This window comes from Acinetobacter sp. WCHA29 (assembly GCF_002165335.1).
Classification (GTDB): Bacteria; Pseudomonadota; Gammaproteobacteria; order Pseudomonadales; family Moraxellaceae; genus Acinetobacter.
This window is the reverse complement of record NZ_NHRQ01000004.1, coordinates 34,049-47,039: the sequence shown is the minus strand read 5'-3', so window position 1 is coordinate 47,039 and position 12,991 is coordinate 34,049. Positions and strand designations below refer to the sequence as shown.

General features: G+C 39.3%; 10 protein-coding genes and 1 pseudogene. 7 read left to right on the top strand and 4 right to left on the bottom strand.

Features of this window, described 5'->3' with window-relative positions:
* The first annotated feature begins 93 nt into the window (after positions 1-93).
* The 5 genes from CDG59_RS04160 to CDG59_RS04140 all read left to right on the top strand — a co-directional run bounded on the left by CDG59_RS04160 (position 94) and on the right by CDG59_RS04140 (position 5,875).
* On the top strand, positions 94-681 hold the full coding sequence (locus CDG59_RS04160) for a 5-formyltetrahydrofolate cyclo-ligase (protein WP_087543796.1): 588 nt from the start codon (positions 94-96) through the stop codon (positions 679-681).
* Positions 682-825: 144 nt separating this feature from the next.
* Positions 826-3,255: an endopeptidase La gene (gene lon / locus CDG59_RS04155; protein WP_087543795.1), complete on the top strand. Its 2,430-nt coding sequence runs from the start codon at positions 826-828 to the stop codon at positions 3,253-3,255.
* A 323-nt stretch (positions 3,256-3,578) separates the two neighbouring features.
* Entirely contained in the window at positions 3,579-4,058 is a 480-nt protein-coding gene (gene rlmH, locus CDG59_RS04150; protein ID WP_004663191.1) for a 23S rRNA (pseudouridine(1915)-N(3))-methyltransferase RlmH, read from the top strand.
* A gap of 100 nt (positions 4,059-4,158) precedes the next feature.
* Entirely contained in the window at positions 4,159-4,932 is a 774-nt protein-coding gene (locus CDG59_RS04145; protein ID WP_087543793.1) for a DODA-type extradiol aromatic ring-opening family dioxygenase, read from the top strand.
* A gap of 181 nt (positions 4,933-5,113) precedes the next feature.
* Entirely contained in the window at positions 5,114-5,875 is a 762-nt protein-coding gene (locus CDG59_RS04140; protein ID WP_087543791.1) for an META and DUF4377 domain-containing protein, read from the top strand.
* Between the two features lie 89 nt (positions 5,876-5,964).
* Here CDG59_RS04140 and gdhA read toward each other — a convergent pair.
* Positions 5,965-7,348 (bottom strand): annotated as a pseudogene (gdhA, locus tag CDG59_RS04135) (NADP-specific glutamate dehydrogenase).
* Between the two features lie 345 nt (positions 7,349-7,693).
* Here gdhA and CDG59_RS04130 point away from each other — a divergent pair.
* Positions 7,694-8,494, top strand: coding sequence for an RnfABCDGE type electron transport complex subunit B (locus CDG59_RS04130; RefSeq protein WP_087543787.1), 801 nt, complete (start codon positions 7,694-7,696; stop codon positions 8,492-8,494).
* Positions 8,495-9,181 carry an endonuclease III gene (nth, locus tag CDG59_RS04125; protein ID WP_087543785.1) on the top strand — a complete coding sequence of 229 codons (687 nt, stop codon included), beginning with the start codon at positions 8,495-8,497 and terminating at the stop codon, positions 9,179-9,181. It abuts the gene before it with no gap.
* On the opposite strand, the gene CDG59_RS04120 is transcribed toward nth, so the two are convergent.
* The 3 genes from CDG59_RS04120 to CDG59_RS04110 form a co-directional block, all read right to left on the bottom strand.
* Positions 9,178-9,360, bottom strand: coding sequence for a hypothetical protein (locus tag CDG59_RS04120; RefSeq protein WP_034602651.1), 183 nt, complete (start codon positions 9,358-9,360; stop codon positions 9,178-9,180). The two genes, nth and CDG59_RS04120, sit on opposite strands and share 4 nt — an antisense overlap.
* Positions 9,361-9,424: 64 nt before the next feature.
* The gene (locus CDG59_RS04115; protein ID WP_087543783.1) at positions 9,425-10,609 is read right to left on the bottom strand and encodes a VWA domain-containing protein; all 1,185 of its coding nucleotides are present in this window, start codon (positions 10,607-10,609) and stop codon (positions 9,425-9,427) included.
* 3 nt (positions 10,610-10,612) lie between these two features.
* On the bottom strand, positions 10,613-12,952 hold the full coding sequence (locus CDG59_RS04110; RefSeq protein ID WP_087543781.1) for a DUF5682 family protein: 2,340 nt from the start codon (positions 12,950-12,952) through the stop codon (positions 10,613-10,615).
* Positions 12,953-12,991 lie beyond the last annotated feature (39 nt).

Below are 12,991 nucleotides of genomic sequence, written 5' to 3'. Positions count from 1 at the left end.
CTGACCAACAAGATTAGAACTTCAATTTATTTAGATACTTAAGCACACTTAAATCAAGTATGATTCTCGAGGCTTTGTTATATTTTGAATACGATGAATAGTGATTTACATGTACTCAGAAAAGATATTCGTTTAAAAAGAAAACGAGTGAATCGCTTTGAACATAAAAAAAGTGAGCAAGACGCTTTAAATCGCCTCAGATCAATACCTCAATTCAAGTTTGCAAAGAGCGTTGGATTATATCTTCATGCTTTTGGCGAAGTGCACACTCACAAACTCATTCAACTTTGTTTTAAACACAAAAAACTCGTTTACCTACCCATGATCTGCACGATGAATCAAGAACTTGTATGGGTAAAAATCAGCTCCAGTCAATACTTAAATAAACGCTTTTCACACCATCCTCTGGGTATGAAAGAACCAATCGCATCGCGTGGTCAGCATGTAGCTACTTTAGATTTACTGATTATGCCTTTATTGGCCTGTGATCACTTAGGAACAAGAATCGGCATGGGAGGTGGTTTCTATGATCGTACTTTGGCAAGTGCGCCGCATCGACCTTTTCGTTTGGGTCTCGCTCATACATTTCAATATATTGATCAAACTTTACCCAGACAAAAATGGGATCAACCGATTCATGGCTTACTAACACCTAAAAAGTTCTATATTTTCAAGCCTTAACCTTATTGTTCTAATATTTTTTAGAAAAAAACCGACCAATTTAGTCTTTTTTTAATATTTTCTAAGTAAAAACCCTTGTAATTTTTGAAATGCACATCACTATAAAAAACATGGCAACACCGTTGTCACTCATTAGGAGTGCCCATGTCTGAATATATTTTAAATAATGAATCAAGCTTAGAGCCACAGGTTCCAAGTGTATTACCACTATTAGCATTACGTGATGTTGTGGTCTATCCACACATGCAAATTGCGCTATTTGTGGGTCGTGAAAAATCGATCAATGCAGTGGATGTGGCTCGTAACGGTGACAATTTAGTATTTGTAGTTGCGCAAAAAGATTCGCTTACAGAAGAAATTGATCACGATAACCTCTATCAATATGGAACTGTGGCTAAAATCGTACAAGTCGTAAATCATGAAAATGATGAAAACTGCATTAAAGTACTGATTGAAGGTCTGCATCGTTCTAAATTAGAGCGGATTATTGATGGTGAAGAATACTTGACTGCTGAGCACAGTCTCAGTCCAATTACATTACCATTGGATGAGGAAGCTCAAGCAACTCGCTTAAACGAATTGCGTACCCTATTCGCTCAATATGCTGAAGCAAAATTACGCAATGCACGTGAGCTTGTTGCAGCAGCAAATAAAATCGAAGACTTATTACAATTAATGTTCTTTGTTGCAACTCGTGTACCTTTAAATATCGAAGTGAAACAAAAGTTTTTAGAGCACGACGAGTTTGAAGCGCATTTGCAAGAGTTGATGAGCTACTTGATGAATCAATCTGCTGAACAGCAAATTGAACAAACGTTGCATGACAGTGTTAAACGTCAGATGGAAAAGAATCAACGAGAATACTTTCTAAATGAAAAAATGAAAGTTATTCAACGTGAACTTTCTGATATGAACGGCGGTGCTGAAGATGACGTTGCGGAAATTGAAAAACGTCTTGCTGAAGCAGATTTGCCTGAACATGTACGCAAAAAAGCTGAAGCCGAGTTTCGCAAACTGAAAGCAATGCAACCTGCATCAAGCGAAGCTGCCGTTGTTCGTAACTATCTAGAAGTCATTTTAGATACACCTTGGAATAAGGCGAGCAAAGTCAGCATTAACTTAGCGAAAGCACAGGAAATTCTTGATACAGATCATTACGGCTTAGATGACGTCAAAGATCGTATTGTTGAATATCTTGCAGTGCAATCTCGTGTGAAAAAACTCCGTGGTCCTATTCTTTGTCTAGTTGGTCCTCCAGGTGTGGGTAAAACATCACTTGGTGAGTCTGTTGCTAAAGCAACAGGTCGTGAGTTTGTTCGCATGGCGCTTGGTGGTGTACGTGATGAAGCTGAGATCCGTGGTCACCGTCGTACTTATATTGGTGCGATGCCGGGTAAAATTGTACAATCTTTAACAAAAGTTGGCGTGAAGAACCCACTGTTCTTACTCGACGAAATTGACAAGATGGCACAAGACTACCGTGGCGATCCTGCATCAGCATTATTGGAAGTACTTGATCCATCACAAAACAGTAAGTTCAACGATCATTATTTAGATCTTGATCTTGATCTTTCAGAAGTCATGTTCATCTGTACGGCTAACAGCATGAATATTCCTGAAGCATTGCTTGACCGTATGGAAGTCATTCGTCTACCGGGTTATACCGAAGATGAGAAAGTAAATATTGCTGAACGTTACCTTGTTCCAAAAGCGATTAAGAACAATGGTCTACGTGCAAAAGAATTGACTGTTCACGAAGAAGCAATCCGTGACATCGTACAACGTTATACACGTGAAGCGGGTGTCCGTAGCCTAGAGCGTGAAGTGTCTAAAATTGCACGTAAAGTGGTGAAAGAAGCCGTTAGCAAGAAGTCTAAAAACTTACAAGTTGATGTCACTTCTGCCAATCTTCCTGAATACCTAGGTCCACACAAATTTGACTTTGGTGTTGCTGAAGATGAAGCGCAAGTCGGTCGTGTAAATGGTTTAGCTTGGACTTCGGTAGGTGGTGAATTGCTTACTATTGAAGTTGCAGCCGTGAAAGGTAAAGGTAAATTCATTACGACGGGTTCGCTCGGTGATGTGATGAAAGAATCGATTACTGCTGCAATGACTGTAGTTCGTACTCGTGCTGATGAATTAGGTATTGAAGCATCACGTTTTGATGAAACTGATGTCCATGTTCACTTACCTGAAGGTGCAACGCCAAAAGATGGTCCATCTGCTGGTCTAGCACTCACAACTGCGCTTGTATCAGCATTTACTGGTATTGCGATTCGTCCAGACATTGCGATGACAGGTGAAACGAGTCTAGGTGGTCGTGCGATGCGTATTGGTGGTCTAAAAGAAAAACTTCTTGCAGCTCACCGTGGTGGAATTAAATTAGTTTTTATTCCACAAGATAACGTTCGTGACTTGGCTGAGATTCCTGACAATGTAAAAGAAGGCTTAGAAATCAAAGCTGTAAAAAGTATTGATGAGATCTTACCTTTAGCATTGACGGATACGCCGAAGCCTTTAGCTAAAACGCCTATTGTTAAACCAGTAGAAGAAGCAAAGGCTGCGCGCCATTAAACAAGTAAGTAAATGAAAATTAAAGAGAGCTTAGGCTCTCTTTTTTTGTTACATAATTTGGTTGAAAAACAACCAATATATTGCATAATAAAATAGAGTCGATAAAAATAAAGATGAAGCTTGACTCAGTGAACCCATTTTTTAGTGTCATCCGAACTCCAGACTGATGACACTTTGATCGCAGCTCAAACGCAATTTTGAGCTGCGTTTTTTATACAACGTAATCAATAAATACACTTTCAGCGACTATTCCCTTTCATGCTGATCACTATCGATAAAGAACACTGTTTATAATAGGCGTAATTTCTCGATCTATTTATTCTATGAAAATTCGTATTCTGACTATCGGACAAAAAATGCCTGCTTGGGTGTTAACTGGATTTGAAGACTATTTCAAACGCATTCAACCTTTTGTACAAACTCAAGTGATTGAACTCCCGATGGCAAAACGAGGCAAAAATGATTCCGAAGCAGATATTTTAAAATATTGTCAAATTGAAGGTGATAGTATTTTAAATGCACTTAAACCCAATGAAACGTTAATTGCCTTAGAAGTAGGTGGTCGAGAACTCAGTACAGAAAAACTGGCAGATACCATGAAACAATGGATGCTTGAAGGCAATGATATTGCTCTTGCGATTGGTGGTCCTGATGGACATTCAGACGCAGTTCGTAAAGCAGCAGCTTGGCATTGGTCTCTTTCTAAATTGACAATGCCACATCCCATGGTTCGTATTCTACTGATTGAACAACTTTATAGAGCGATGAGTATCAATCATAATCATCCTTATCATCGCGCTTAAAATTGTTCTGATTATAGAACAATCTGTTGATGTTTAAGGGCTGTCATTGTTCCCATGAATTTGTCACGATAATGATGTATTTCCAATCAGGTGCTTATCTATGAATTTCCAGACTTTACCCGGGTTATTTATTTCTCATGGTTCTCCCATGCTTGCACTTGATCCTGAACAAGTGGGTCCCGCATTGTATCGTTTAAGCAATAATTTACCAAAACCCCAAGCAATTATTGTGATGTCTGCTCATTGGGAAAGCCAAGCACTAGAAGTAAGTACATCAACTCGAGCTCAAACGTGGCATGATTTTCGTGGTTTCCCCCCTGAACTTTATGAGATCCGTTATCCTGCTGCGGGCGCTCCAAAACTTGCTGAGGAAATACTGACTCTATTTGCAGAAGCAGATATTCCTGCACATGCAAATAGCACACGACCACGAGATCACGGTGTATGGATGCCTTTATTGCATATGTATCCAGAAGCAGATATTCCTGTGATTGAAATTTCCTTACCCATCGAAATGAATGCTGACCAGATTTACAAAATCGGGCAAGTTTTAGCACCTTTACGTGAACAACAAATTTTATTAATTGGCTCTGGTAGCATTACCCATAATCTCTCTGAACTTTCATGGCATGCAGATGCTGAAGTTCCAATATGGGCAAGCACATTTCGGAATAGTGTAGTTAGTAAACTGAATCATCAAGATTATGACGCTGTACTTGACTGGCCATCTTTACCCTACGTGCAACGAAATCATCCTACCCTTGAACATTTTGCACCATTATTCTTTGCAATGGGAACAGGTCATCGTTTTAGTATTGTGCATAGTAGTTTTTCAATGGGATCATTAGGTATGGATATTTATCGTTTTGATTAAAAACCAAGCATCAGACTTTTCAAATGGCTTACTTATATTTGGGTAAGCCATTTCCCTAATCAATTTTCTTAAAATTTACAAATAGATATATTTAACGAACTTAATCCATAAACTGATTACATTTTATTTTTTTAAGAATACTTTAAGCTAATGACTGTTATTTATTTACTGTTGTTTGACTATGAAAATTAAATATTTAGTTCTTGCCTTATTACCGCTTTCTTTGATGGCGTGCCAAACTGTACAAAATGTAACTGATAATGTTATTTCTCAAATTAATACAACAGCAGCAAAAAATTTAACTGAATATAATTGGACTTATCAAGGTTCAAAAGCATCAAAACCTTTAGTTTTATCTTTCGATGATAATCAACGATTATCTATTCAAACTGGTTGTAATAATCAAGGCGGGACTTGGAAAGTTGAAGGTAATACCATTGTAACCTCACCACTGGCATCAACAATGATGGCGTGTGCGGATGATTTAATGCAACAAGAACGCTTATCTGCTGATATTTTTAGTGAGAAAAAAGTTCCTTTCACACTCAATACCCAAAATGATCAAGCGATCTTGACGATAACTGATAGTAAAGGTCAAAAATATACGTTCCTTGGTAAAATGACAGCTGAAGCAAAATACCAGTCTGAAGCTAAAATCGTTTTCCTCGAAATTTCACCACAAACTAAATCATGTACAGGTGTAGCACCACAAACTTGTATGCAAGTTCGTGAAATTAAATATGACGATAAAGGCATCAAAACATACGCTGATAAAAATTGGTCACTTTACTATGGTCAAATCGAAGGTTTTGAACATAATCCAAACCAACGTGTGATCGTTCGAGTTAAACGTTTCGACATTAAAAACCCTGCTGCCGATCAATCAAGTATTGCAGATGTGTTAGATATGGTCGTTGAACAAGAAATCGTGAAAAAATCATAATTTTAGCCAGTTAAAAAAATCCGATGTTTTTCAACATCGGATTTTTTATGGAAATCCCCTCTTTATTAAAGCGGGAGTTTAGGAGACCCTTAATAAATACCCTGCGCAAGAATGGCATCTGCTACTTTGACGAAACCAGCAATATTTGCACCATCAACATAATTGACAGTACCATCTTTTTTGGTCCCATATTTTAAGCAATTGGCATGAATATCTTTAATGATGGCATGTAAGCGTTCATCAACTTCACCATGTGTCCAACCAAAACGTAACGCATTTTGAGACATCTCAAGACCAGAAGTTGCAACTCCGCCCGCATTTGATGCTTTACCTGGTGCATACAAAATCTTAGCTGCGATAAATTGTTCAACTGCGTCCAAGGTAGATGGCATGTTGGCTCCTTCTGCAACACACATCACGCCATTTTCTAGTAATAATTTTGCATCTTCTGCACCTAGCTCATTTTGAGTAGCACAAGGTAATGCGATATCAACAGGAATATGCCAAGGGGTTTTACCCTCAAAATATTCAAAACCATGCTTCGATGCAAACTCTGAAATACGTCCACGCTTGATATTTTTCAGCTCCATCACTTCGGCAAGTAATGCATCAGTAAAACCATTTTTTACAAAAACAGTGCCATTCGAATCTGACAGACTCACCACTTTTGCACCCAAAAACATAGCTTTTTCAGCGGCAAATTGCGCTACATTTCCCGAACCCGAAATCGAAACCGTTTTTCCTGCAAAGCTATCACCACGAGTTTTCAGCATTTCTTCAGCAAAATAAACAGTGCCATAACCAGTCGCTTCTGGACGCATTAAACTTCCGCCAAAAGAAATACCTTTGCCCGTAAAAACACAAGCCGTATCATTACTCAGCTTTTTCATCATCCCCGCCATGAAGCCTACTTCACGACCACCAACCCCGATATCACCTGCTGGAATATCGGTATCTGATCCTAAATGACGATATAACTCCAACATTAACGCTTGGCAAAAACGCATAATTTCAGCTTCTGACTTTCCTTTTGGATCAAAGTCTGAACCACCTTTACCACCACCCATAGGTAGAGTCGTTAATGCATTTTTAAAAGTTTGCTCAAAACCCAAAAATTTTAAAATCGATAAATTTACTGAAGGATGAAAACGCATGCCACCTTTAAATGGCCCAATCGCTGAATTAAATTGAATCCGAAAAGCTCGATTTACATGAGTTTGACCTTGGTCATCCATCCACGATACACGAAACTGAATAACACGTTCAGGCTCAACCAAACGCTCTAACAAACCGTATTGAGCGTATTTAGGATTTTTCTGTATAAAAGGCCATAAACTCGTCATGACCTCTTCTACTGCTTGTAAAAACTCAGGTTGATATGGATCTCTAGCTTTAACATACTCCAAGAAATCATTTAAGCTATCGTATTTCAACTCTCACCCCCAAATAGTGATTTAATTTAGTGCAAAAAATGCACCAAAATAGAATATTAAACACATTTAATACCCTTTATGATCAACTCTCAACCCAATCTTCATAAATAATATTTTTTATCACTTTAAATCAATATCTTACATTAAAAAATATTCATTATTTTTATAATAAATATTCAAAAAAATAGCTTAAATAAGCATTTAACCTAGTAATAAGGCATTAGAAATCATTCGAAATACAAGATTTAGCACTAAAATAAAACAATATTAGCACTATAAAATTGCAAAAATAAAAATCTATAAAAAGTAGATTTAATCAACGATTGCCGCCGATTAAACTATTCTTTGCTATAATAGCGACATTGTTTTTATCCTATCTTCTTTCATGTCAGTTTCAGTACAACAACTCTCTCTTATCGTTCAAGTAGACCAACTTTTACCACAAACGCAATGTGGTTTATGTGGACATCGTGATGGTTGTTTACCTTATGCGAAGTCGATCGTGGAAGGTGAAGATGCAAACAAATGCGTTCCTGGTGGGCAACCCGTTGCAGATGCACTTGCAGCATTATTAAAAAGACCAACAATGATTGCGGAACCGAGTGTTTGGGATATTCAAGCAGATGGTCGACCGCAACAAATGAAAGCGATAATTCGTGAAGATGAATGTATCGGGTGTACTAAATGTATTAGTGCCTGCCCTGTTGATGCCATTATCGGTAGCGGAAAATTAATGCATAGTATCTTGACTGATCTATGTACAGGTTGTGAGTTATGTATTCCACCCTGTCCTGTAGATTGTATTGATCTGGTCGAAGATTCCAATCCATTACCTACAGTTCAACAACGTACTCTTGAACAAGATGATCTAAGACATCGTTACTATGCGCATATTCAACGAGAAGAAAAACGTCGTTTGAGTCGTAAAGGACCGATTGTTCGTGCTGAAATTGATACCGAATTTTTTGCTCAATTTTCTCAAGCACTTAACAATGTACCCTTGATCACACTCATGGATAAACCAAAAGAAAATCCTGTATTAGATGCAAAAACGACAATTGAACTTGCGAAAATTAGAACGCAAATCAAAAAGTTAGAAAAGCAGTTAAGTGTACGTGCAGATGAATCCAAGCAAACACAATTACTTGATTTACAAAAACGTTTAAATGAATTACAGGGAATCTAAATGCCTGTCAAAAATATGACCAAAAAACAAATTCAGACTTTTTTTGAACGTTTACGTACGCAAAGACCACATCCCCAAACTGAGCTGAACTACAACTCTCCTTTTGAGTTACTGATTGCTGTTTTGCTTTCTGCGCAAGCAACCGATGTCAGTGTCAACAAAGCCACTGATAAACTCTATGCCGTTGCCAATACTGCACAAGCTATTTTAAATCTTGGGGTTGATGGCTTAAAAGAATATATTAAGACGATTGGCTTATATAACGCTAAAGCTGAAAATGTGATCAAAACTTGTCAGATTTTAGTTGACCAATATCAAGGACAAATTCCAGAAACGCGAAAAGAACTAGAAGCTTTACCAGGTGTAGGGCGTAAAACGGCAAACGTCGTGCTCAATACCGCCTTTGGCCACCCTACCATGGCAGTCGATACCCATATTTTCCGTGTTGGCAATCGTACTGGTTTGGCAGTAGGTAAAAATGTTTTAGAAGTCGAAGATCGATTAATTAAGGTTATTCCTAAAGAGTTTATTATTGATGCTCATCATTGGCTGATCTTGCATGGACGTTATTGTTGTATAGCACGTAAACCTAAATGTGCTGAATGTATCGTATCCGATGTCTGCAACTGGCCTGATCGTTTTGAATTTGGAGCCGTAAAAACAATTCCAACAAAAAACCTCAGTTAATCCTGAGGTTTTTTACGCTGCTGTAATTTGGGGTGTAGCTGACGTTCTCGACCATTTTTCTTATTTTCCAAAGCCTGTTGTTTCTGCACATGGCGCAGCATTTTTTGACTTTGATACAATAAAAACAACAGTAAAGCTAAACTTAAAATTACCACCACAATCAAAATAATTTTCAGCAACGAAGTATCCTCAATCAGCTCACATGTTTCGACTTGCATACCGAAACTTCATCTTCATGTTCTATTATGTCAGATTTTGCTGGGTTGCATACCATGCATGAATATCTCGTTTTTCAATAGCCGTCGCCATGAGTTCTGGAAATTGATCAGGTGTGCAGGCAAACGTTGGAATCCCCATATCCGCAAAGATCTGTGCATGTTGAGTATCGTACCAAGGTGCACCTTCATCAGACAATGCCAGTAGCGCAATCACTTGCACACCACTATCTAACATTTCAGCCACTTGCTTGAGCATTTGCTTAGCATCTCCACCTTCACACAAATCACTGATGAGAATAAAAATGGTATCTTCTGGGCGAGTGATTTTACTACGACAGTATTTAATTGCTTTCGCAATATCGGTTCCCCCACCCAACTGTGTGCCGAACAACACATCCACAGGATCTTCGAGCAAAGGGGTTAAATCGGCTAGCTCCGTATCAAACACGATCATTTGTGTACTGACTGCACGAATACTTGCCATCACTGCCGCAAAAACACTGGAATAAATCACGGAAGGTGCCATCGAACCACTCTGATCAACACAGAGTACAATGTCTTTTAAAGCCGTTTGTTGACGTGGATGACCATGTAACTCATGTGGAATAATCGTTTTAAAATCTTCCTGCCAATGTTTCAAATTAGACTGAATGGTGCGCTGCCAATTAATGTCTTGCATGCGTTTAGGACGGCGTGTATGTGCTGAGCGATTAATACTGCCTCGAATCGCTTGCTGTAATGGTTGCTTTAGACGATTTTCAAGTTGCTCTACCAACTGACGTACCACGATGCGCGCGGTTTCTTTGGTTTTTTCAGGCATCAAATGATTGAGTGAAATTAAGGTAGAAACTAAATGAATATCGACTTCTACACTTGCCAACAATTCAGGCTCTAACAACATTTGTTGTAAATTCAAACGCTCTAAAGCATCTTTCTGAATAACTTTTACCACAGAAGATGGGAAATACTGGCGAATATCCCCTAACCATTGTGCCACTCTAGGACTAGAATGCCCCAAACCACCACGGCGATTAGGCTGTTGTGCCTGATAAAGCTCATTCAGACATTCTTGCATTTTGGTATCTTGCACCGACCAATTCGGTAAATGCGAGGTCGAATTGGGGACTTGCCCTAAAATTAATCGCCAACGTCGTTCTTGTTCCGCAAGATCAGGTTGCTCTAAAGTGATCAGTTCTTCATTCATATTCATCACTTAAACCTCGACAGCAACAGGCTGTAAATACGCGTAAATTTCATCTAATACCGTTTGAGCACGTGTAATATCTAAAGTACCGACCTCTTGTTTGACTGCGGTCGCTTTCTGCGTCACTTTCTGAATTAATTGCTGTGCTTCAGCAGGGCTAAAACTTGAAGCTGTTCTGGCCAAAATTGGCAATAACTCAATGAATTGCTGTTCTTGTAATTGATTGACCCATTGGCTCACGGTGTCCCAAAGACTTTGCTCATGAATCAATAACAAAGCTTGATGGGTCAAGAAACCTTCAAACCAAGCCGCACTATAATCTGCCGTCTGCCCAATCGACAAAGCTCGAGACAGAAATCCCTGTGTTTGCTCCACATCAATCAAGTGCTGTTCTCGTGCTAAACGCACACAACAACCATGCAAATAACCTTGCATATGTTCCAACTGCAATAACTGATGTAAGGTCTCTTGCCAGAGCTGTAGCAATTCATCTTGTTGTAATTGTTCTAAAAGCTCATATAAAGTTTGTAGTTGTTGGGCAAATTGCTGAGCCATTTCGGCATTCAGTTGTACACAATAACTTGGCAAACTCAACATCAAACGAATCGCTAAATGTTCTACCACTTGATGTAAATGTTGCATTGAAAATTGGCGCACACTGCCATAACGAATTGCCGTAATAAGCGGCTTTAATGTTGCCAAAATAATGCTTGGGTCTTGATGCTGAGTGGTGAGCTCATTCAATTTATCCAAAGCCAAATTTAGGCTTTGATCCAAACCAGACAATAAAATGCTCTCGATCAGTTGCGCAATTTGCGCCACATCTTCACATTGTCTAATCTGATGTTCGACATAACTTTGTGTAGCAAGCTGAATGCTATTTCCCCACAACGACATTTCATTCAGATATAAACTAGTTTCAGGCTGCCAAGACAACTGCCAAACTTCTTTAAAGTTACCTTGCTTTGAGCCTGCACCAGCTAACTCTGCCCAAGCGAGACCCAGTAATTTCACGCAATGTAAAAATTGACTTTTTGCCAAGTCGAAGGCTTCACGTAAATCCAGACTAATGTCACGATGGGGTGCTTCGAGTTTCAGGCGAAAATGCTTCACTTGCTGTAAAAAGTCTTTTTGAATGGGCAACTCAATCAACTCATCAGGCACTTGCCCCAATTGCTCGTCTTCAAGCAATTTAGCTAAAATCGGTTGCGGAATATCTAAGCCGTGATTTAAGACCGAACGAATTGCCTCAAATAAATCTTCCAAATCAGGAATACGTCGTCCACGTAATTGCAATAAAGATTGAATCAGTTGTACCGCATCAATAATCTGAGCACTAGAGGCATCATGACCTGATTGGCGTAAGGCTTGAGCAAATTTACTTAACCAATCAATCGTAATTTTTTCGCCATCAACCTCTGCATCGAAGGCTTGTTGGTAATGCTTCCAAAGATGGGTATACCATCCAACCGCTTGTACACCTGCACCATAGCCATTGTCCCTGCTCAAACGCCCATGTGTCCATGCAATCCATGCAGCATCAACTTTGAGTTTAGGTAAGCCTTTGAGCAAGGCGGTATCTGCTTTATTTTGCGCTTTTAAATCCGCCAATACAGGTGCATGCCATGCACCACAAATCACCACAATATTTTGGTAGCCTTGCTTTTGTGCCTGCTTGATCACTTTGCGCATGTAGGCTTCGCGATACTGCTCTAGCAGTTGGTCTTCACTACTATAATTTTCAGGTTGCTGGCTTAGCAAATAATCACGTAAAGCTGACATGGCATCGCTAATTGCAGCAAACATTTGTCCAGCGTGTGGCTGCTGCTCGACCAAATGCTCCCAAAAACGTTCGCTGTCTTGATAGCCTGCCTGCTCTGCCAGCAATTGAATTGGATCTCGGCGAATCGAAAGATAATGCTGTTCCAAATTCTGTTCTGGCTCAACATCACCTTGCTGATTAGACTCAATCTCTTGCTCGTCTGCTGAAGCTTGCTGTAAACGTTGCTCTGCCCATTGTTTTTCCAACGCAAAACGATGTTGCAAAGGCAGATCCATAAACTCTACTGCAATTTGCTGACGCAACGAATATTGCAAAGCTTGCCACTCAGGCGAAAATTCAGCAAAAGGATAGAACACTGCCTGTGATCGCACTTCTTTTTGTACAGGGGTATTCAACAACAACGCCACAGGCGGCTTAAAATCTGCATGTTGCAATTGAGCAATGATTGCATTGGCATCAGGTGGCCCTTCAATCAAAATACAATCAGGTTGAATCGAAGCCAAAGCATTACAGACACTACGCGCCGAACCAGGCCCATGATGACGAATACCGAGAATATGCAGCATTTTTTATCCTTTATTCCGATCACAGCTTCTCCCTTTCAA